The following is a 23,424-nucleotide window of genomic DNA, read 5'->3' as shown; positions in this document are numbered from 1 at the left end:
CTGTTTTTTGGATAATAACAACTACGCTTCCATCTATCACCAAAACGAGGCTATACTGGCCGCAGATGCGCTGGATACGCTTTCCTGCAATGCCGGCAATGCATTCCCCTCATTGCTCCAATATCACAACACTCACCGTGACTGGCTGTTTGGTCATCTTGCTTACGATCTTAAAAACGAGGTGTTTCCGGGCTTATATTCGGATAATAAAGATGGAATAGGCTGGGGTGACCTTTTCTTTTTCAGGCCCCGTATCGTCATGTTATTGCGTAATAACGAGGTGCAGATAGGAGGGTGGGAGATGGACGAGGCAGCTGCCCGTGCCGTTTATACACAATGTCTTGCTGCAAAAGAAGAGAAAGTGCAGCAAATACCGGCTGGCAGGGTACAGGCCCATCTCGACAAACAACAATACCTCAACGCCGTTACCAGTTTACAGGAACATATACACAGGGGGGACTGTTATGAAGTGAATTTCTGCAGGGAAAATTTCATTGAAGACGCTATCGTACATCCCCTGTCTCTTTTTAAGCGCCTGAACAACGTTTCTCCATCCCCTTTTGCGGCTTATTACCGCACAAATGACCTTTACCTGGCTTGTTCCAGTCCTGAACGTTTCCTGCAGAAGAAAGGCCCGGTTGTTATTTCTCAACCTATAAAAGGAACGATCAGGCGTGCAGAAACACCCGCTGCTGATGATGAGCGCCGTCGTGAATTGCAGCAGAACAGCAAGGAAAGGGCAGAGAATGTAATGGTGGTTGACCTGGTGCGTAATGACCTGTCCCATACCGCTACACGGGGCAGCGTACAGGTGGCCGAGTTATTCGGGATCTATTCATTTGCGCAGGTGCACCACATGATATCTACGGTGACGGCTACCCTCGAAGAGGGAGTATCTTTTACAGATGCGATCAGCCAGGCTTTCCCTATGGGGTCTATGACAGGTGCGCCTAAACTGAGTGTGATGCAGCTGATAGAACAGTATGAGCAATCCCGCAGGGGGGTATTCTCCGGCGCCCTTGGATATATTACGCCGGAAGGCGATTTTGATTTCAACGTGGTTATACGCAGCATACTGTATAATGCCAGCAAAAAATATCTTTCTTTTCAGACCGGTTCTGCTATTACCTATTATGCCGATCCGCTAAAAGAATGGGAGGAATGCCTGTTAAAGGCAGAAGCTATGAGGAATATCCTGGAGGGTTAAGGACAGGCTACTTATCTTCCTGGAAGATATTTTCCATGGCACCACGGATATCCGGGTATGAAAACACAAACCCTGTTTCCTGGATCTTAAGGGAAGATACCCGGCAGCTTTTCAATACTTCAATACTCATCTCACCCAATGCCAGTTTCAAGGCAAATGTGGGTACATATACAGGAAGAAAACTTCTGCCCTTTGCTTCCTGCGCCATCGTCATTACCAGCTCTTTATTTTGCACCGGATGGGGAGCCGCTGCATTGTAGATGCCTTCCAGTTCATGATTGACAATAGTGCTCAGGTAAATACGGGCGAGGTCATGAAGATGTATCCAGCTAACATATTGTTCCCCGTTACCCAGGATGGTCGCAAAGCCGAATTGTAAAGGTTTATAGAATTCTTTCATAGCGCCGCCGGCCAGGTTGAGTGCAATACCGGTGCGAAGGATGACCACTTTTTTCTGCAGCTCCCGCATTTTCAGGATACTGTTTTCCCAGGCTACACAGGTATTTCCAAGGAAATCGCCGGCTGGCGGATCGTTTTCCGTAAAGGCTGGTCCGCTTTTGTTCTCGCCATAGTAGCCGATTGCGGAGGCGCTGATCACCTTTTTAACTTTATTTGGATACTTGCTAAGGGCGTCGAATAACAGCCCAGCACTTTGTACACGGCTGTTCAAGATCTCCTTTTTACGGGCGGCTGTCCACCGTTTGTCCCCAACATTAGCGCCTGCAAGATGGACGATGTAATCCGCCTGCTGTATAGCTGCTTCATCAATTGTCTGACGGGCAACATCCCAGTGGGCATAGCTGATAAGCTCATTATCTGTATTACCGTCGCTATTTCGCCGGCTCAGGATAATGACTTTATAACCAATGTCTGTAAGCAACTTAGTAAGCGCCCGGCCCACGAGACCCGTGCCGCCGGTAATTAACACCGTATCCATAATCGTAAAAATACATAATTCAGCATTAGAAATTACGAATTGAAAGTGATGAATAACTGCAGTTCCCCTGTTTCCCCTGAATAACAGGCCTGAAACACCCCGATACAGGAAGATAACCGAATTGGCTTAAGATAATTCGTAATTGCGTATTTTAGTGTTGGCGGCCGGAAATGCTCCACGTTTTCCTGCCCATGTTTCACAATGAATGATAGCGATTTACCGTTAAATCTATATCTAAACTTGCAACCTTTTAAAATATTAGCAATGCGCATTCTATATCTCTATGCTTTGCTGGTCTTATGGAGCGGGGCTGTAATGGCCCAGAAAATATCCTATACAGAACCAGAAAGGGATGATTACAAAAGCACGGAATTTGAAATTATTGGCAGGGTATCAGGAAATATACTGGTATACAAGAGCGACAGAGGTGATTATGTCATTTCTATCTATGATAACACAATGGCGCTGAAAAGCCGGGTGAAACTGGATTTTCTGCCCAAAAAGCTGATCAGTGTCGATTTCGTGTCTTATGCGGATAAAGTATTCATGTTGTACCAGTTCCAGCGTAAGGATGCTGTCTATAGCTTCTGTGCTACCATGGATGGTAATGCCCGTTTTGCCGATGCGCCGGTAATGGTGGATTCTACCAGGATAGGGTTTTACTCCAAAGAGAACAAGGTGTACTCCGTAGAATATTCGGAAGACAAGAATAAGATCATGGTGTATAAGATCAATCAGGACAAGGAGAACGACAATGTGTTCTACACTTTCCTGTATGACAGCGCCTTTAAACTGATCAACAACAGCCGGGTATCGCTGCCGATGGAAACAAAGAAATCCTTCCTCAGCAACTTTAATCTCACTAATGAAGGGGACCTGATTTTTAATAAACTGGAACGTACTAACAACCGGGATTATATCATCAGTGGTAGCCTGATCATTAAACGGGCTGTGGTAGATTCATTTGAGAATGTATCTATGCAGCTCAAAACCCAGCTGCTGGACGAGGTGAAGATGAAAGTTGACAACAACAGTAAAAAGGTGCTGATTACGGCCTTTTACTACAAGCAGAAAAGGGGTAATGTGGAAGGCCTGTATGTCAGTAAATATGACTACGGACAGAAACAGCTGCTGTACGAGAAAGAGGTTGCATTTACTCCTGAGCTGAAAAATAATGCTAAGGGAGAATCTTCTACCAACGCAGCTTTCAATGACTATTTCATCCGCAAGATCATCAATACCAGCAATGGCGGTTTTATCATCACAGCAGAGTCTTATTACACTACTTCCCGGTCACAACCCTGGAATCGCTGGAATTATATGTATGGTCCTTATGGCATGTATACACCCTACTATTATTCGCCATATTCGCCATTTTACTATAATCCCTGGTACAATAATTACAACTCCCAGGATCGCTATCATTACGATAATATAGCGGTGCTTTCCATGGATAATGAAGGCAACCTGCTCTGGAGCAATTTTGTACATAAGAGCCAGTATGACGACGGTTCTGACCTGTATCTGTCATACATGATGGTCAACATCGGGAGTGAGCTCCGTTTCCTGTATAATGAGCTGGACAGACGCAGTTTTATCCTGACAGACAACAGTGTACAGCCCGACGGTAAAGCCACTCGTAAACCAACCTTACGTAACCTGGATAAAGGCTTTACCTGGATGCCACGGTATGGTAAGCAGATCAGTGGCCGGTCTGTGTTGGTGCCCTGCATTTACAGGAACTATATCTGCTTCGCGAAAATTGATTTCTAAGGGGGCAACGATCATATAATTGACCTGTTGCCTCATGTATTAGCATATTTAGGAAAAAGCCGTCTCATATGCAATGAGGCGGTTTTTTTTATGTACTTAAAAGAAGTAGTTTTTAAGATAAAATGTGGAATTTTTTGATAATCGGTTATGATTTGTATGCTTTTTTTTGTTAGTTTATACTATCGACCAACTTCAGCACGCTCAAAAAATCAATATTATCGAAAATATACATACATACGGTGATGCAGATCTTATGGCTCTATTACAAACAGGTGATATGGCTGCATACGAATGTATTTATAACAGGTACTGGCCCCTTTTATATGCCTATATCTATAACCGCCTGAAATCAAAGGAAGTTACAGAAGAACTGCTCCAGGAGGTGTTTCTCTCCCTTTGGAACAGGCGGGCCGAGCTCCGGTTGCAGCAAACCCTCTCTGCCTACCTGTACACGGCAGTTAAATACCAGATCTTCAACTATATCAAAGCGGATAAGGTACGGAAAACTTACGCCAGCTCTTTTGCCCGCTATAATGAGACTTTGCGGGATAATTCAAATGAGGAATATGTTGCCTTTTCTGACCTGGCCAACGCAGTTGACAAGGAAGTATCCCGCCTGCCGGAAAAATGTCAGCAGGTGTTCAGAATGAGCCGGAATGAGCACCGCTCCATTCACGATATTGCCAATGCGCTGAATATCTCCCATAAGACGGTGGAAAACCATCTTACCAAGGCCCTGAAGCATCTACGCCTGGCTTTCAGGGAATATTTCTGGTTTTTATAAATTTTTTCCTGCCTGATAGGTGTATCCCCTTTTTCAGTTTACATACTATATAGACGTGTTAGACGTGCCACTGCCATATACCAAAATAAGCCTTAGTTACTGATGGACAATAGAGAATTTAAATATTTACTGGACAGATATACAAAAGGTCTCCTGGATAAACAGGAAATGGAACACCTGGAAAAGTGGCTTGACTCTATGGAAGATAAAACGGCATTTGACAACCTTTCTCAGGAAGAAAGGGCAACTGCAAAAGAAAAGATGTTCAGCAGTTTGCAGCAACGTATCGGCCAGCCGGCAAAAACTGTCCGTATGTTTCGTCTGTCGCAAAAGATAGCAGTGGCTGCAGCAATTGCCGTGATCATTGTAGCAGGGTATATCTGGCGAAAGAGTGTACTGGACATCGTGGCCCCGCATAGAACCACTTATGCCTACAGTGACAAAGGACATATCCATAAGCAGATCCTGTCTGACGGCAGCATTGTATGGCTGAAAGGGAAGAGTAAACTCACTTTCCCTGCTGTGTTCAATGAGAAGGAACGCCCTGTGACACTGGAAGGAGAAGCCTTGTTTGAAGTAGCAAAAGATGCAAAACGTCCTTTCGTTGTATACTGTGGCTCACTCACTACAGGCGTATTAGGCACCAGCTTTAATATTCGTAAGAATGAAAAGGGAGAAGTAGCCATATCGGTATTGACAGGATCTGTAGTCGTAGGATCGAAATCGACAAGAGAGCAGATCGTCAAAACAAACGAAAGTATCGTTTATTCAGAAGTACATGCATCTGTAGTGAACGTACATCCGTCACGTACAGATATACACGAATTTATCAGAGGAACAGAATATGACATGGCGTTCAATGACGCCGGCATGAACGATGTAATACAGAAAATAGAAAAGAAATTTGAAGTAAAGATCAACCTGGAAGATACCGCCATTCGAAAGCACGTCATTACTGCGGACATGACAGACCAATCTTTAGAACATACGATGGAGATGATCAGCCAGGCTCTCAACCTGGATATAGCGATCAATGATAAGATGGTATTAATACGAGCAAAAAAATAAACTATGAACTGTAATTCAACCAAAATCAGGATGTATCACTATCACACTAAAAGAGTCGCCTATGAGGAAAGTAAACAGCAAAAATAAAAGCAGGAGGTGACAGCCCCCTGCTGAAATTGATTTAGCCCTGAAATACTGCGTGACAGCGCAGTAAGGGAATTCCTTTGTCTTATTCAACCAGAAATCTAACAAAGAAACAGGCCTATGTCCATAAATGTAAAGACAAATGCTTTTATAACCAAATCCGTCATTATCACATCGTTAAGTACGATGATATTATTTGCAGTCAGCCCCGGAGCCTTGTATGCGCAGAATATCCTGCGTAGAAAGATATCGCTGCAGGCAGATGATATGAGCCTGAAAATGGTACTCAACCAGATCAGGTCTAAGGCAGATGTGAAGTTTGTATATAGTTCCGATCGCATTGCTATGGATAAAAAAGTCACTGCAAATGCGAATGAAGAAGAACTCGGCAAAGTGCTGGATAAAGTATTGGGGAAACTCGACATTAACTTTGTAGTAAACGATGATTTCATCATCCTGAAAGAGAAAAGTGAACAACATAATATTCAGCCGCAACCGGCTGCTCCTGCAGCAGATACGGTGATCAGGGGGAAGGTGCTCAGTGAGAGCGGCGATCCCTTCCCGGGTGCAACAATCGTAGAAAAAGGCACCAGCAATGGCGTTACCTCAGGAGGTGATGGTGCCTTTACACTAAGAGTAAAACAAGGTGCTACGCTATCGATCACTGCTATCGGTTATCATGTTACGGAGATCGGTGCTGCGCAGGCAGGTACGATCAAACTGCAGGCTGCCGTAAAGCAATTGCACGATATTGTTGTGACAGCAGCAGGTATCGCGCGTCAGAAGAATAGTCTTGGTTATTCCGTCAGTACAGTAGGCTCAGAGAAACTTGCACAGAAATCGGAACCTGACCCTGTGCGTGCACTGACAGGTAAAGTGGCCGGTGTGAATATACAGTCTGCCGGTGGCGTAGCCGGTGGTGGCACCAATATTACCATTCGTGGTAACTCTTCCCTGAATGGTAACAATCAGCCGCTGTTTGTAGTAGATGGTGTTCCCTTCGACAACTCCAGCTTTGCGAATGTTGGTTCATCTTCTGTCGGTGGCGTGGGCGTGACCAACCGCGCATTCGACCTTGATCCAAACAATATACAGAGTATGACAGTACTCAAAGGTGCGGCGGCAGCTGCATTATATGGTTCAAGAGCAGCCAACGGCGCTATCATCATCACCACGAAAGCGGGTAAGAAGAAAAGCCGCAAGGGCACAGAGATCACCTACAATACTTCTTACGCTATTGAAGAAGTGGCCGGATTGCCTGAATACCAGACACGCTACGGACAAGGTACGAACAATGACTACAGGCAGGGTGTGTATGCGTCCTGGGGACAGCCTTTTCAGGGCGTTCCCAGTATGCTGCCTACCCGCGCTACTATTCCTCATCAGTTAACACGTCAGTTCAGCGCTGCAGTATTCCCCGAATTTTATGAAGCCGATGGTGTGACGCCAATACAGGTTCCCTATAAATCCTATGCAAAAGAGAATGCTAAAAATTTTTTCAGAACAGGGAGTGTATATGAGAATGCGATCACTATATCATCCGGTAGCGAGAAAGGGAATTTTAACGCAGGCTTTTCCAATACAGATAACAAAGGTGTAGTGCCGGGTAATGAGATCAAGCGTACTTCAGTGAATATCGGTGGTAATATCCGGCTGGAGAATAAGTTCTATGCCAGTGGCTCTATCAACTATGTGACCACCCGCCAGAAAACGCCTCCTGTAGGCGGATTGACAGGCTCGATTATGTCAACGTTGATGTATGTGCCCACCAGCTATGACCTCACACACTACCCTTTTGAAAATCCGATAGATGGAAGTAATGTATATGACTACACGGGTGTGGATAACCCGTATTGGTCAGTAAAACATAGTCCGAATAAAAGTGACGTGGACCGTTACTATGGCAACCTCATTGTAGGTTTTGATCCTTTCTCATGGCTGAATGTTCAGAATACGATCGGTTTTAACGCATACACAGACAGGCGATTGAGTGTAAGAGGGAAAGGATCATCTTCTTATGCAAACGGTAGTATCACCAGCGATAATATCTACCGCCAGGAACTGGATAATACCTTGTTGCTGACAGCAACACATGCCATCACACCAAATCTCTCTGTCCGCGCCATTTTAGGTAATAACGTGAACCAGCGTTTTACAGACAGGAAGGCATTTTACGGAGATAATATCATTGTTGCTGATCTGCATGATATGAACAATACCAGCTCGGTAACGGGTGTACAGCTCACCAACAACAGGAACCTGCTGAAGCAACGTTATTATGCGTTCTTTACAGATATAACCTTTGACTATAAGAACTTTGCGTCATTGAACTTCGTGGGGCGCAATGACGTATCATCTACGCTGCCTGCCAATAACAGGAGTTATTTCTATGGTGGTGTGAATGGTTCATTAGTATTTACAGAAGCTTTCCAGCTGCCAAAAGAAGTGTTGACTTTCGGTAAAGTGAGAGCTGGTTATACAAGGGTAGGTAATGAAGCGTCTCCTTACCAGACAGCTAATTTTTACCAGATCAATGCAATTCTGGGTGGTAGTACAACCCCTTCAAATGTCGGTTTGCCCTTTACACCGCAGAATGGGGCCGTGTATAATATCGTTACGCAATCCAACCTGCTGACAAATGCCAACCTGAAACCTGAGTTTATTACAGAACTGGAGTTGGGAACGGAATTACAATTCCTGGACAACCGCATCGGTATAGATCTGACTTACTATAATAAACGCAGTACCTCACAGATCTTTGAGGTAACAGCAGCCCCTTCTTCCGGTTACACTACTCAGATCCTTAACCTGGGCGAGGCTACCAACAAAGGGATAGAGATCGGTTTTACAGCTACGCCTATCCGTACAGCGAATGGTTTTAACTGGGATATCAACGCCAATTTTACCCGCAACAGGAACATGATCAAAGACCTCGGTGGTTATGAAAGTTTCAGTTATGGCGGTACCAATGGGACCAGCAGTGTGCATATTGTAGGGCAACCTTACGGATTGATCCAGGGTACTGCCTATGCACGTGATGAAGAAGGTAATATCCTGATCGATCCTGCTTCCGGTAAGCCGTTGGTATCTGGCTCACTGAAAGCGATCGGTAATCCTAATCCCGATTTCATACTGGGTATCACCAATACGTTCCGGTACCGGGGGCTGACACTGAATGTGCTCTTTGACTGGAAGCAGGGGGGACAGATGTATTCCAACACCGTTGGTCAGATGATGGCCCGCGGTGTGACCAGAGATACGGAAGAACGTGAGTTCCAGATCGTTTCTCCTGGTGTAATGGGCGATATCAATACACTGAAAGCACTGCTGGATGAACGCGGACAGAAGATCCCCAACAACGTGGCAATGTCTTATGAAGATCATTTCTTCAATGGAGGTATGGGGCCTGGTGGTGTGAATGAAGGATCCATCTTCGATGCGACTGTGTTCAGGCTACGTGAGATCTCGCTGGCATATGATCTTCCGAAGAGCCTACTGGGCAATTCTCCATTTGGTGCTGCCACCATCTCACTGTCAGGAAGGAACCTCTGGTACAACGCGCCTAACTTCCCTAGGTATTCCAACTTCGATCCGGAAGTGAGCTCACTGGGTGTGGGTAACTCACAGGGCTATGATAACCTGTCCGTTCCTACTACAAAAAGATTTGGCGTCAATCTAAGGTGTTCCTTCTGATGTGGGATATTGATCACTCAACCTGTCATGAATTATGAAATTGAAATATAGTACATATACACTCCTGGTAACCGGTATAGCTTTCATAACCGGCGCCTGTAATAAGTTTGTCGATATTAATACCGATCCCAATAACCCGACCACTGCACAGTTGTCGCTATTACTACCTTCTACAGAAGTGTCTATGGCAGCCAATATGTATGAACTGAACAGCGGTACCTCCACCTTTATGCAACACATGGTATCGTCCGGTGATCTGAGCCGGTACCAGCAGCAGGGTACCAGTTTTGACGATCCCTGGGATGGTTTCTACAGCCAGACACTGAACGACCTGGAATCTATCATCAGCAGCGGTACTGCGCAGCAGGAGTGGGGATATGTTGCCGTTGCGAAAATCGAGAAAGCTTACCTCGTAAGCCTGATGGTAGATATGTGGGGCGATATCCCGTATTCCCAGGCAGAGAAGGGACAGCAAACAGTTAGTCCTCCGTTGGAGAAAGGAGCGGAGATCTACGAAAGCGTATTAACGTTGATTGAAGAGGCACTGCAGGATGCAGGAAAAGTGGGCACTTCCACACTGGTGCCTTCCAGCGCAGATATGATCTATGGTGGCTCAAAAAACTCCTGGATCGCCCTGGCCAATTCGCTGAAGCTGAAACTTTACAACGGGATCCGCCTGGTAGATCCTGCCCGGTCTACGACGGCGATACAGGCATTGATCAGTAATCCTGCTACACTAATAGGAGGAACGAATAATAGTAATGCAACGGATTATACTTTCAGGTTCGGATCTGCACAGAACCCGAATAACCGTCATCCCTGGCATCGTTCCGAATACCAGTCCAGCAAGAACTTTTACATGTGCCAGTCTTTTATTGATCTGCTGTTCAATAATGATGACCCTCGTTTGAGGTATTTTATCTATCGTCAGAACGCCACTGCAGGGCTGAACAATTCTACTAACAGCAATGGTTATTACGGCCGTAATCCCGGTGACGGCACTGCGGCACCGGCTGACCTGAACAGGCGTTCCACCTTTGGTGTGTATCCGGCGGGAGGGTTGTATGATAATGCAGCCATCAATAACATTCCTGACACATATAGTTACGTCACGAATGTAGGCGCTACTTCCAGTCTGAAAGTAGTGGCCACTTCGGATGGTACAGGCGCCGGTGTTATTCCGCTACTGACAAACGCCATGGTAAAGCTGATCCGCGCAGAAGCCGCATTAGCGCTGAATACTGGTGATGATGCCAGGCAGAACTTCGCTGATGGCGTTACTGCACATCTGAACAGCGTGAGTGCTTATGGGGCTGCAAATGGTGGAGTGGCTTTATCGCCTGCCGCTATCAGCGGGTTTGTGAATAAACTGCTGACAGCCTACGACGCTGCAGATGCTGCCGGTAAGATGAATATGGTGATGACGCAGAAATACATTGCCTGTTATGGTAATGGAATGGAGGCGTATAATGATTACAGGAGAACTGCATTGCCTGTGTTACGTGCACCTTTGTCGCCATTGAACGCATTCCCTTTAAGGCTTTATTATTCCCAGACCGAATTATCTGCAAACACCAGTTTTGGTGAAAATGCCAGCGCACTGCAGGTAGCACAGCAGACTACACCTGTATTCTGGGATAAATAGATCATCACAAAAAAACTAACGCATGAGATATCTGATAATAGTCATACTGATCATCTACACCGGGTTCCTTTCCTGCAAGAAGGCAGACTATGAATGGGAACAATATGAATACACTGCTGTACCTATTGTGACCGTCGATACGACGAAAACAGCATTGCCCACCAGGCAGGCGGGGAAAGTGGCATTCTTTAATCTGAATGATCCCAACCTTGCTGACCAGGAATTTGCCTTTGCCCTGGACTGGGAAGGATTTGATAAAGTGACAGTGACATCCATTGAAGTATATACGAGTTATAATAAAGCTGAATCCAGCGTGCCTGCTTATCCATTGGTGATCTCTTCTCCGGGAAACCAGTACACGAATATTGCACAGTTTCCGCTGCCCAGTATTATCGGTTCGCGGGACAAATTGTACGAAACAGTGACTACTTTTCCCAAAACATATTCGTTCACTGCTACTCAGTTAGCAACCATCAATAATATACCGCTTGGATCTGTAGCAGTAAATGACTATTTTCTCTTCAAGTTTATACTGAACCTCGGCGACGGCCGGAGAATTGTAACTTTCTTCAATAATATTTGTGATGAGTCACGCGGTGAACCCGGCGATTGCAGAGTTGGCGTGAGATTTAAGAAACAGTAGTTACCGTCGTAAACAAGTTATCAATGAGCACAATCAGAAACACAACGCTATCATTCGCTCTGCTGACTGCGACCTGGGCCACCGGGCCCAGGACAGGTCAGCCTGTATAGCAATATAAAACCTTACTTATGGCAGGAAAACTCTATGGTATGCTGTCGTTGCTGTTATGTGCAGCTACAGCCTGGGGACAGACAGTTCCCTCTCCAAAAGAACATTTTGGTTTTAACATCGGCGATGATTACCAGCTGGCTACTTACACTCAAACAGAGGCTTACTTTAAAAAGCTGGCGACTTCTGACCGTGCTGAGTTGGTAGATATCGGTATGACGGAAGAAGGAAGGCATCAGTATATGCTGATCGTTTCTTCTCCGGAAAACCTGAAGGCATTGAGCCGCTACAAAGAAATATCGCAGCAGCTGGCGCATGCAACAGGGCTTACAGATGAAACAGCGCGTCAACTGGCTACGGAAGGTAAGGCTGTGGTATGGATCGACGGTGGATTGCATGCTACTGAAACAGTGGGTGCGCATCAGCTCATAGAAACGATGTATCAGCTGGTAACACGTACGGATGCTGAAACAATGAACATCTTACAGAATGATATTATCCTGCTCACACATGCCAACCCTGACGGACAGGAGCTTGTATCTGACTGGTATATGCGTATGGCTGATCCGAAGAAACGTGCATTGAATATTCCCCGTCTGTATGAGAAGTATGTGGGGCACGATAACAACAGGGATTTCTACATGATGAATATGAAGGAAAGCCAGAACATCAGCCGCCAGTTGTTTGTGGAATGGATCCCTCAGATCATGTACAATCATCACCAGCGCGGTCCTGCAGGCTCTGTGCTGGCCGGCCCTCCTTACCGTGATCCTTTCAATCATATTTATGATCCGTTAATCGTGACCAGTATTGATGCAGTAGGTGCAGCTATGAACAACAGGCTGAATGTCGAAAATAAACCTGGCTATACACAGCGTAATGGTTCTACATTTTCTACCTGGTGGAATGGTGGCTTACGTACTACGCCTTATTTCCATAACATGATCGGATTGCTCACGGAGATCATCGGTGGCCCTACTCCTGAAAACGTACCGCTGGTACCTGACAGGTTGGTGCCCAATGGCGCTACACCCAATCCGGTAGTGCCACAGGAATGGCATTTCCGCCAGTCGATTGATTATTCTGTTTCGCTGAACTATGCGGTATTGGATTATGCGGCTCGCTACAGAAGCGAGTTACTGTTTAATATTTACAGGATGGGTAAGAATGCGATAGACCGTGGTAACAGCGATCACTGGACATTCTATCCAAGATACATAGATTCTATCCGTGTAGCGTATAAAGTGGAAAAAAAGCGGGACACTACCACTGAAGGTGAAACAGGTGGTGAGTTTGCGTTTGGCAGGGAAGATACGATCGCTTCAAAATATTATGCAGGCGTGTTAAAGAACCCTGACTACAGAGATGCCCGCGGTTACATTATTTCTGCAGATCAGGCGGACTTTCCCACAGCTGTAAAATTCATCAATGCATTAAGTCGTTCGGGCGTTGCCATTCATAAAGCAACAGCTGCTTTCGTTGTAGAAGGTAAACAATATCCGGCGGGGTCTTATATCGTGAAAACTGCGCAGGCCTTTCGTCCGCATGTAATTGACATGTTTGAACCACAGGATCATCCGAATGATTTCCAATATGCCGGAGGACCACCTATTCGTCCTTATGACGCAGCAGGCTGGACCCTGGCTTATCAGATGGGAGTACAATTTGATCGTATCATGGAGGGATTTGATGGTCCTTTCACACAGCTGCCCTACGGTCAGATCGAATCACCTCTGGCAACTACTTTACCTGTGGCTAAAAAAGGTTACCTGATAGATGCGGCATCCAACAATGCCTTTATTGCTGCGAATGATCTGTTGAAGGCAGGCGTGAAGGTATCCCGTACTGCTAATGGTACATTTTATGTACCTGCCGGAATAAACACGCAGCGCATACTTACAAGGGCAAGCGCTGAACTGGGCATTCGTGTTACAGCAGCAGATAATACACCTGCACAGCTGAAAGCAATCGCTGCGCTACGCATAGGTATCTGGAATACATATGGCGGTTCTATTCCTGCGGGATGGATAAGCTGGTTGATGGAACAATATCACTATGATTACAAGATGCTTTATTCACAGGAAGTGGATGCAGGTGAGCTGCGTAAAAAATATGATGTGCTCATCTTTGTATCAGGGGCCATCCCGGATACAGGCAAGCCCAGAAGAAGTGAGAATAGTTATAACAAACCTCCTAAACCGGAAGAACTGCCCGATGAATTTAAGCCCTGGCTGGGACGAATCAACAAAGATACTTCTGTGCCACAGCTGAAGAAGTTTCTGGATGCCGGTGGTAAAATTGTTACTATTGGCACAAGTACCAACCTCGCATATCACCTGAAATTACCGGTGGAAAACGCGCTGGTAGAGAAGAATGCAAAGGGGGAATGGAAACCAATACCCGGTACAAAATATTACATTCCCGGTAGTTTGCTGACTGCAGATCTGGATACAACAGCGGAAGAAAACTGGGGAATGCCTGCGAAGAATGATGTATATTTCGATAGAAGCCCGGTATTTAAGTTTACCCCCGGCGCAGAGAGTGCAGGCCTGAAGAAGCTGATCTGGTTCTCTACTGCAACGCCATTACATAGTGGCTGGGCCTGGGGACAGAAATATCTGAAAGATGGTGTGGCCGCATTCGTAGCACCGGTAGGAGCCGGCAAATTGTATGCCTTCGGACCAGAGATCACATTCCGTGGTCAGTCACACAGCACCTTTAAATTACTATTCAACCAATTGTACAAATGAGAAGACTGATTATATCATTCCTTTTTTACCTGCCGGTATTGGCTATAGCACAGAACAAAGATAAAAAGGCAATAGCGGCGTATTTGGATCAACAGGCGCCTGCATATGCAGATATTGCAAAGAAGATCTGGGGATACGCAGAAGTAGGTTATCAGGAAGAAAAAAGTTCCGCCCTGTTGCAATCTACATTACAGCAGGAAGGGTTTACCCTGAAAGCTGGTATAGCTGGTATTCCAACTGCCTTTGTTGCCAGTTATGGCAGCGGGCAGCCGGTAATAGGCATTCTGGCGGAATATGACGCATTGCCGGGGTTATCGCAGGTAGCGGAGCCACAGCAGAAAGCAGTACAGGAAGGTGGCGCGGGGCATGGTTGTGGGCATAATCTGTTTGGCACTGCTTCCGTGGCTGCTGCCATCGGTGTGAAGAACTGGTTGAAGCAACATAACGGGAAAGGCACTATACGTGTGTATGGATGTCCGGCGGAAGAAGGTGGCTCAGGTAAAGTGTATATGGTAAGAGAAGGGTTATTTGATGATTTGAGTGCGGTACTGCATTGGCATCCCGGTAACGACAACTCTGCTACTATCTTTCCCTGGTTGTCCAACAAGAATGCAAAGTTCCGCTTTTATGGCGCAGCTTCACACGCCGCTGGCGCACCTGAAAAAGGACGTTCTGCACTGGATGGTGTGGAAGCCATGGACTTTATGGTGAACATGATGCGTGAGCACGTTCCCCAGGAGACGCGTATTCATTATGTGATCACGAAAGGAGGTGATGCGCCAAATGTAGTACCTGCCTTTGCAGAAGTGTATTATTATGTACGTCATCCGGATATGCAGGTGGTGAAAGATGTATGGGGAAGACTGGTAAAAGCTGCAGAAGGCGCTGCGATGGGGACAGGTACAAGAATGGATTATGAAGTGATAGGAGGCGTGTACAATATGCTGCCTAATGAGACCCTCTCAAAGATAATGGATAGCAATCTGCGGCAGGTGGGTGGGTTTACCTACACATCCGACGAAAGAGAATTTGCAAAAAAGATCCAGTCTACACTGATCGATAAATCAAAGTTGCCCAACCTCGATACCGCAACTGCAACCATACGGCCTTTCATATCAGATAAACATGATGCTATCGGTTCTTCTGATGTGGCGGATGTGAGCTGGGTAACGCCAACAGCTGGTATCTCTACTGCTACCTTTGTACCTGGTTCCTCCGGCCATAGCTGGCAGAATGTAGCAGCCGCAGGTAGCAGCATTGGCGCTAAAGGAATGATGGTGGCCGCAAAGACAATTGCTCTCACGGCCTATGACCTGTTTAATGATCCTGCTGCTTTAGAAACCGCAAAAACTGAACTCAAAAAACGTCAGGGACCTTCTTTCAAATACGAGGCCATGCTGGGTAACCGTGCCCCGGCGTTGGACTACCGTAAAAAATAAATGCTTATGAAACATACCTTATTGGGCTGGCTGCTGATGGCAGGCATTTGCTGTACATCACAGTTACAGGCCCAGACTGTGCCATCACCTAAAGAACACTTCGGATTTAACATCGGAGATGATTATAAACTGGCAACCTATACACAAACAGCCGCATATTTTGAAAAACTGGCCGCCACTTCCGACAGGGTAAAACTTGTGGATATCGGCCTGACAGAAGAAGGACGTCATCAGTACATGCTGATCATATCCTCACCTGCCAACATCAAACAACTGGATGATTACAAACACATCTCCCGACAGCTGGCAAGGGCTGAAGGCATTACGCCGCAGCAGGCGCATGATATGGCAGATAAAGGAAAAGCGGTAGTGTGGATAGATGGTGGATTGCATGCCACAGAAGTGGTAGGTACACACCAGCTGATAGAGACGGCCTGGCAACTCATCAGCCGCAAGGATCCGGAGACCATGCGGATACTGGATAATGTGATTGTACTAATGACACATGCTAATCCCGACGGACAGGAGCTCACCAGTAACTGGTACATGCGCAATGCAGACACTTTGAAACGTTCAACAGAACAATTGCCTGTGCTGTATCAGAAATATATAGGACACGACAACAATCGTGACTTCTATATCATGAACATGAAGGAAAGCATCAATATGGGAAAGCAACTGTTCCTGGAATGGATGCCGCAGATCATGTACAATCATCACCAACGTGGTCCGGAAGGTTCCGTATTGGCGGGGCCTCCCTACCGCGATCCCTTCAACTACTTCTTCGATCCGCTGATGATCACAGGCATTGATGCGCTGGGAGCGGCCATGTATAACAGGCTGAATGCAGAAGATAAACCCGGCTATACACGTCTGAACGGTTCCAGTTTTTCTACCTGGTATAACGGTGGGCTGCGCACTACAACGCAGTATCATAACATGATAGGATTGCTCACAGAGATCATTGGTAATCCTACTCCGGAGAAAATACCGGTTGTGCCACAACGCCTGATCCCGAATGGCGCTACGCCTAATCCCGTAAAGCCAACAGCAGACTGGCGCTTCAGGACCTCTATTGATTATTCTGTATCACTCAACTACGCAGTGCTCGATTATGCCGCCCGTCAGCGGGATGAGGTCCTGTACAACATTTACAAGATGGGTAAGAATGCAATAGATAAGGGAAATACAGACTCCTGGACTTTATCGCCCAAACGTGCAGAAGCAATTACTGCCGCCTATAAGAAAGACAAGAATGATACTACTAAAGATGATGGCAGCGATCCTTACGGATGGATGAGAAGAGGCAGTAATATCTCTATGCAATACTATGATGCGGTATATAAGAATCCGGCAGAACGGGATCCCCGTGGCTATATCCTGCCGGCAGATCAGCCGGATTTTGCCACGGCAGTGAAATTTATCAATGCACTGATCAAGGCTGGTATTTCTGTGCAAAAGGCTACCGCGCCATTTACGGTAGGAGGGAAGCCGTATCCGGTTAACTCTTACATTGTACGTACGAACCAGGCTTTCCGTCCGCATGTGCTGGACATGTTTGAACCTCAGGATCATCCTAATGACTTCCAATATCCCGGCGGTCCTCCTGTACGTCCTTATGATGCGGCAGGATGGACGCTGGCTTTCCAGATGGGCGTAAAGTTTGACCGTATCCTGGACGATTTCAGCGGGCCATTTCAGCAGTTACCATATGGTGAGTTGCAGTCTCCTATGAGCGAGCCATTTACGCCTGCAGCGAACGGTGGTTACCTGCTAAGCCCTAACGTCAATAACGCCTTCATTGCGGTCAATGACCTGATGAAAGCAGGCGTGAAGGTGTACCGGTTGCCGGAAGGAGCTGAAGGTACAGCACCAGGTACTTTCTTTGTGCCTGCAGGGCCACAGGCCAATGGCATATTAAAGACAGCGGCCACTCAGCTGGGTGTGGTCACAAAAGCAGTGAGCAAACGTCCCAAAGGAGCCATAGAAGCAGCAACACTGCGCATTGCCCTGTGGGATACCTATGGTGGCTCCATGCCTTCCGGCTGGATCCGCTGGATGATGGAACAGTATCATTTTCCCTTCCAACGCGTATATTCCAAAGATATTGACGCCGGTGACCTGAAGAAACAATACGATGTGATCGTGTTTGTGACCAGGGCGATTCCTCCCGTTTCAGGGGAAGAAAGCAACCGTTATGGTTTCAGGCAGACGCCTCCCAACCCGGATGAGATTCCCGAACAGTACCGCCATACATTGGGCCGTATCACAAAAGATACCTCGGTTCCAAAACTGAAGGAATTCCTGGAAGCGGGTGGTACCGTTATCACTATCGGTACCAGCACCAATCTGGCTTATCACCTGGGACTTCCGGTACATAATGCCCTGGTGGAAAAGGCTAAGGACGGCAAGGAGCAGCCGCTGCCCGGTACCAAATACTTTGTGCCCGGCAGCATCCTGCAGGTAGCTTTTGATAGTACCCGTACAGCGGCCTGGGGAATGCCGTCTTTGGGAGATGTAGTTTTTGATAACAGTCCTGTCTTCAGGCTGGACAGCGATGCCGTAGCGAAAGGCGTACGCCCGGTGGCCTGGTTTGCCACGGACAAGCCTTTGCGCAGTGGCTGGGCCTGGGGACAATCCTACCTTAAAGATGGGGTGGCCGCATTTGAAGCGCAGGTAGGCAAGGGTAAGTTATATGCCTTTGGCCCCGAAATTACTTTCAGGGCACAGCCACATGGTACTTTTAAGCTATTGTTCAATGGATTATATGGAATTAAGTAGCGGATAAATGGCACATTGAAAAAGACCGCCTCATGTTATGTGTGGCGGTTTTTTTATTTTAGTACCTTAGAAGAATAACCAAAGTTAATATGGAAGAATTTTATGATGCAGCCTCCGAAAAATACAAGAAGTATTTATTGCAGGTAACTTATAACGACGAGACTTATTATACCGTTTCCGGCGCCGATACGTCAGACAATGATACCGTTAGATTGCTGACAGATAAGGATGGCAGGATCTGTTTATATGCTGACCTTCCTTCTTTAAGGAAAGGCATCGAAGAAGGCATTATTACGTTTGATACCCCCAACATGCAGGCCTGGGGAAAAGACATCAACGAAACTGATACTGCCTATACAGGCTTTGATTTTTCTTCCCTGAAGGCAGAATTCCTGGAAGCGGATGATGATCCGTTATTGTACGAGATCTATGGCGCGCTGGGAGTTGTAAAGGACTATGCACAGCAGGAGAATGTCGATGACTTGCTGGCTCTCCTGAACAGTGATATCGTAAATGAATACATGGAGATCTGTGCTGATCTTTTCCTGTGGTCATCTGATACGGATTCGTTCAGAGAAGACTTTGATTTTGAAAGTCTTGTGCCTGTGTTAAACAAGATCTATGCACTGCTGGAGCCCCGTTTAAAGATTGTTTAACGGAAGCCGTTATACCAAGATTTTGGAGACCACCGCTTATCAGAAATTATCATCCGGTTTTTACAACCGTCCTGACGTTTTAACTATTGCCCGTGAATTACTGGGAAAGATCATCGTAACAAAATTCAACGGTGAGCTGACTTCTGCGCGTATCGTGGAAACGGAGGCCTATGCCGGTGTTATAGACAAGGCTTCCCACGCTTATGGCGGCAGGCGTACTGCCCGTACAGAGATCATGTACCATGAGGCAGGTGTAGCATATGTTTACCTGTGTTACGGTATCCATCAGTTATTCAATATTGTGACCAATGAACCGGATATTCCGCATGCGATCCTCATCAGGGGAGCGGAGCCAATAACAGGTGTACCCGTTATGCTACGTCGTACGGGAAAGAAAGTGGCAGATTTCACCTTAACCAGGGGGCCGGGGAATGTATCAAAGGCTTTGGGGATCACTACCGGTCATACGGGTGAATCCCTATTGGAAGATGAATTTCATCTCGTGTCAGATGGTTTTATACCTCCGGCAGAGGATATTATTGCTACTCCCCGTATAGGAGTGGATTATGCCGGGGCAGATGCCTTATTACCTTACCGTTTCATTATCCGCAGCAATAAATATGTAAGCGGAAGGCCCTCACAAAATAGCGTTCGTTAAAGTCTTCCTAATCCTTTTTTAATACCGCGCTTCTTCAGATAATAAATATTTATCTTTATTACATTATAAGGGACAATCTCAATACCTATTTTATGCGAATACTACTATCCCTGATGGTCATCAGTTGCTTTTCTGTATCTGCAGCCAATGCCCAGGCCACTGACAAGGAAAAAGCCCTTGCCAAAAAGAATGAAGCCATTCAACTTATGGATGATGGTAAACTGGCCGAGTCTATTACCTTATTAGAAGAAGCGCGTAAGCTTGACCCGGCAGAACCGGAGATAGTGTATGAAATGGCGTTAGCCAGATATCAGCAAAAGAACTTTGAGGAAGCCATAAAGCTGCTTAAAGGACTGGTGAAGAAGAAGCAGGCAACAGGCAGGGTATACGCTATGATGGGCAACGCGCTCGACGAGATGGGGAAACCGGAAAAAGCCATCGATATGTATGATGAAGGCATTGAGAAATTCCCGGCAGAAGGTAACTTATACCTGGAGCGGGGCGTAATGGAGCTGAGGAAAAATGATCATAATGCGGCCCTGAAATTCTTTGAAAAGGGAATACAGGCAGCGCCTATGTATCCGTCCAACTACTACAGGGCAGCGAAGGTCTTCTTCGACTCAGATCAGGAAGTATGGGGTATGATCTATGGAGAGATCTTCATGAACATTGAACGTGGATCTAAACGTACAGAGGAAATCAGCAAACTTTTATATTATACTTACAAAGGAGAGATTAAATTTGAGTCTGATACCACTGTGTCGGTAAGCTTTGCAAAGCAGAACAATACCATTCTGCTGGACCCTAACCAGAGCAAAAAAGCGCAAACCAGTTCTTTGGCTAATGCCCTGGTGGAGCAGCTGATGGCGTCAATGGGGAATTCTTTTGCAAACGGAGCATACGAAATGACGCTGGTAAAATCGATAATAGGAGAGAAGATGGTCAACCTGGCGTCTTTAAACCGCATAAGGACAAAATTTCTGGACATCTATGCACAGGAAGGGCGTGATACGAGTTATCCCGTAGTGCTTTTCGATTTCCAGCGAAAAGTGAAAGAGGCCGGACACCTGGATGCCTACAACTACTGGATACTGGGGCAGGGTGATGAGAAAGTATTCGGGGAATGGAGGAGCGAACATGAACAGCAATGGACCGATTTTATGAAATGGTTTAAGGAGAACAGGATAAGCATCACGGCGGAAAATGCCTTCGTGCGCTCACAGATGATCCTGCAGGATGCAATAAAGAAAGCAGCAAATAGCGGCGCCGGTGTCAAAGCCGATCGTTAAGCTGCATACGGAAGGGGCTACCAGGAAAATAACAGCTATTTATACCATATCTGATAATGAAAAGAGAACGAAACCTCTTCCTGCTTGGGATTACCATGACCATCAGCGCATGTGGTCTATTCGGTTTTCACAGAGATCAGGAAACCCCTTCAGCCAGCGCGTACTTTAGAGGTACGGTAAGTCCGGCGCTCAGTCAGCAGGTACTGGAAGAAAAGGTGCGCGAATTCTTTGACTGGTACACCACCCGGGTGGACTCCCTGGTGGATATTCAGCTGGTGGATAACTCAGGAGTGGAAGATACCGGTCGTTATGCGGTCAACTTTGACAGTACAGCGGCTTATCTGCATATCTTAACCAATGCAGGCATATTTACCCGTGACTATATAGAGGATAAGAACGCCTATTTCCAGCTTTGTGCAGCCAGGATCCGGCAGGATAGTGTACGGACGGCTACGCCGTATGGGCTTGATGCTGATCTTATCCTGTTGAGCCAGGAATATGAGGAGGATATCTCCAACTTCAGCCAGGCGAGCTTTGCAAATTATTCTGAAACAGAGAATGGGGCGTCTATAGACGTCACAATTGTTTATACTCTGCGGATTGACTTTGTGATTCAGGGGGACCGGTTACTGATAGATAAGATTGATGTCGTAACACCGGAAGGGCAGGAAGAGGGGGAAACACATTAATTATTCATGGTTTTCATAATATTTTGATTTTCTCCTGCTTTAAAATACCTTTGGAACGCTTTCAAAAGTTGAAAAGAGAATTCATATTGTGGTAAAGTTTTTCCGCTCAGGCAACCCGCTAACGGTACTGTTGCTGTTGATATATACGCTCCTGGTAAAATTCTATTACCTGATCCATCCGTCTTCCTTTCTGGTAGACGGCAACGAAGGTTTGTTATACGGCCTGTTTGTGAAATGGATGGAAATGGCATTTGGAAAGAGCCCTTTTCTGTTCACCTCGCTGGCAGTTTTAATATTATTACTGCAGGCCCTGCTGGTAACAAAGATCGTAAATCACCAGCGACTGTTTGCCAGGCCGACTTACCTGCCCGCCATGAGCTATATGCTCTTTACCTCCCTATATGAGGGCTGGAACATATTTTCCCCGGCTTTGCTGGTTAACCTGGTGATGCTGTGGGTATTTTCCAGTATTACCTTGTTGTACACGCGTACCTCTGCCAGAGATGTGGTATTCAATATAGGTTTTGCCCTGGGAGTATGTGGATTGTTCTACTTCCCGGCTACAATATTCTGCCTCTTGTTATGGTTAAGCCTGCTCATCATGCGTCCGTTCCGTCTGGCGGAATGGATTATTGCCTTGCTGGGCCTGATTTGTCCGATATATCTGCTGGGAACGTATCTTTTTCTGACGGATCAGTGGGTGTTATTTGCAAAAATTCCAAGAATAGGGCTTGAAATTCCGTTTATTAGCCACTACAAGGTATGGGGAGCCATGGCTATAAGTCTGTTCTTCTTCATACTCGGTTGGTTATTATTGCAGCGCACCCTCAAAAAAATGCTGATACAGGGCCGTAAGATCTGGAGCGTATTGATCGTATACGTATTTATAGCCATGATGGTGCCCTTTTTCAACGTACATTTTTCCCCGGCCTACTGGGTACTCGCTATTTTACCCCTTTCCCTGTTCGTAGCCAACGCATATTGGTCTATTGTCAACAACACGGTAGCGAATGTTATCCACATCCTGACATTGGCTTATGTCATTATAATGCAGTATTTCAGCAAAAATTAGCCGGTTTCGGGGGTAATTGTTAAAACCGGACGAACGGCTATGGAAATGTGGGAGCGGCGTAGTAATTTTGTGCCTTTTCCGGTAATTTCGATTAATGGTCCAATGGCTATTATCCGCCGGATAAAAGCATGAATAATATCTTAGACCG

General features: G+C 46.2%; 16 protein-coding genes. 15 read left to right on the top strand and 1 reads right to left on the bottom strand.

Features of this window, described 5'->3' with window-relative positions; genetic code table 11:
* The first annotated feature begins 7 nt into the window (after positions 1–7).
* Entirely contained in the window at positions 8–1,207 is a 1,200-nt protein-coding gene (locus L3C95_RS14110) for an anthranilate synthase component I family protein (protein WP_236388563.1), read from the top strand.
* Between the two features lie 7 nt (positions 1,208–1,214).
* On the opposite strand, the gene L3C95_RS14105 is transcribed toward L3C95_RS14110, so the two are convergent.
* Positions 1,215–2,144 (bottom strand): TIGR01777 family oxidoreductase, encoded by a 930-nt coding sequence (locus L3C95_RS14105; protein WP_236388562.1) that lies wholly within the window; start codon positions 2,142–2,144, stop codon positions 1,215–1,217.
* Positions 2,145–2,408: 264 nt separating this feature from the next.
* Here L3C95_RS14105 and L3C95_RS14100 point away from each other — a divergent pair, with 264 nt between their 5' ends.
* From L3C95_RS14100 to L3C95_RS14035, 14 genes are all read left to right on the top strand, one after another.
* Entirely contained in the window at positions 2,409–3,917 is a 1,509-nt protein-coding gene (locus L3C95_RS14100; protein ID WP_236388561.1) for a hypothetical protein, read from the top strand.
* Between the two features lie 277 nt (positions 3,918–4,194).
* Entirely contained in the window at positions 4,195–4,701 is a 507-nt protein-coding gene (locus L3C95_RS14095) for an RNA polymerase sigma-70 factor (RefSeq protein ID WP_236388560.1), read from the top strand.
* 102 nt (positions 4,702–4,803) lie between these two features.
* A complete protein-coding gene (locus tag L3C95_RS14090; RefSeq protein ID WP_236388559.1) occupies positions 4,804–5,769 on the top strand; it encodes a FecR family protein in 966 nt (321 codons plus the stop codon).
* A gap of 204 nt (positions 5,770–5,973) precedes the next feature.
* Positions 5,974–9,546, top strand: a complete 3,573-nt coding sequence (locus L3C95_RS14085; protein WP_236388558.1) for a SusC/RagA family TonB-linked outer membrane protein — start codon at positions 5,974–5,976, stop codon at positions 9,544–9,546.
* 34 nt (positions 9,547–9,580) lie between these two features.
* Complete coding sequence (locus L3C95_RS14080) at positions 9,581–11,191, top strand: SusD/RagB family nutrient-binding outer membrane lipoprotein (protein ID WP_236388557.1); 1,611 nt, start codon at positions 9,581–9,583, stop codon at positions 11,189–11,191.
* Between the two features lie 22 nt (positions 11,192–11,213).
* Entirely contained in the window at positions 11,214–11,834 is a 621-nt protein-coding gene (locus L3C95_RS14075) for a hypothetical protein (RefSeq protein ID WP_236388556.1), read from the top strand.
* 128 nt (positions 11,835–11,962) lie between these two features.
* Complete coding sequence (locus L3C95_RS14070; protein ID WP_236388554.1) at positions 11,963–14,692, top strand: M14 metallopeptidase family protein; 2,730 nt, start codon at positions 11,963–11,965, stop codon at positions 14,690–14,692.
* Positions 14,689–16,131 carry an amidohydrolase gene (locus L3C95_RS14065; RefSeq protein WP_236388552.1) on the top strand — a complete coding sequence of 481 codons (1,443 nt, stop codon included), beginning with the start codon at positions 14,689–14,691 and terminating at the stop codon, positions 16,129–16,131. Before L3C95_RS14070 ends, L3C95_RS14065 begins: the two co-directional genes overlap by 4 nt.
* 6 nt (positions 16,132–16,137) lie before the next feature.
* On the top strand, positions 16,138–18,912 hold the full coding sequence (locus tag L3C95_RS14060; RefSeq protein ID WP_236388551.1) for a M14 metallopeptidase family protein: 2,775 nt from the start codon (positions 16,138–16,140) through the stop codon (positions 18,910–18,912).
* An 89-nt stretch (positions 18,913–19,001) separates the two neighbouring features.
* Positions 19,002–19,568, top strand: a complete 567-nt coding sequence (locus tag L3C95_RS14055; protein WP_236388550.1) for a hypothetical protein — start codon at positions 19,002–19,004, stop codon at positions 19,566–19,568.
* A 22-nt stretch (positions 19,569–19,590) separates the two neighbouring features.
* Positions 19,591–20,226 carry a DNA-3-methyladenine glycosylase gene (locus L3C95_RS14050; RefSeq protein WP_236388549.1) on the top strand — a complete coding sequence of 212 codons (636 nt, stop codon included), beginning with the start codon at positions 19,591–19,593 and terminating at the stop codon, positions 20,224–20,226.
* A 92-nt stretch (positions 20,227–20,318) separates the two neighbouring features.
* On the top strand, positions 20,319–21,515 hold the full coding sequence (locus L3C95_RS14045) for a tetratricopeptide repeat protein (protein WP_236388548.1): 1,197 nt from the start codon (positions 20,319–20,321) through the stop codon (positions 21,513–21,515).
* Between the two features lie 56 nt (positions 21,516–21,571).
* Complete coding sequence (locus L3C95_RS14040) at positions 21,572–22,204, top strand: hypothetical protein (RefSeq protein ID WP_236388547.1); 633 nt, start codon at positions 21,572–21,574, stop codon at positions 22,202–22,204.
* A gap of 88 nt (positions 22,205–22,292) precedes the next feature.
* Complete coding sequence (locus tag L3C95_RS14035) at positions 22,293–23,276, top strand: hypothetical protein (RefSeq protein ID WP_236388546.1); 984 nt, start codon at positions 22,293–22,295, stop codon at positions 23,274–23,276.
* The last annotated feature ends 148 nt before the right edge of the window (positions 23,277–23,424 follow it).

It is taken from the genome of Chitinophaga filiformis (genome assembly GCF_021646545.1).
Taxonomy (GTDB): domain Bacteria; phylum Bacteroidota; class Bacteroidia; order Chitinophagales; family Chitinophagaceae; genus Chitinophaga; species Chitinophaga filiformis_A.
This window is presented reverse-complemented; position numbering and strand designations above follow the sequence as displayed.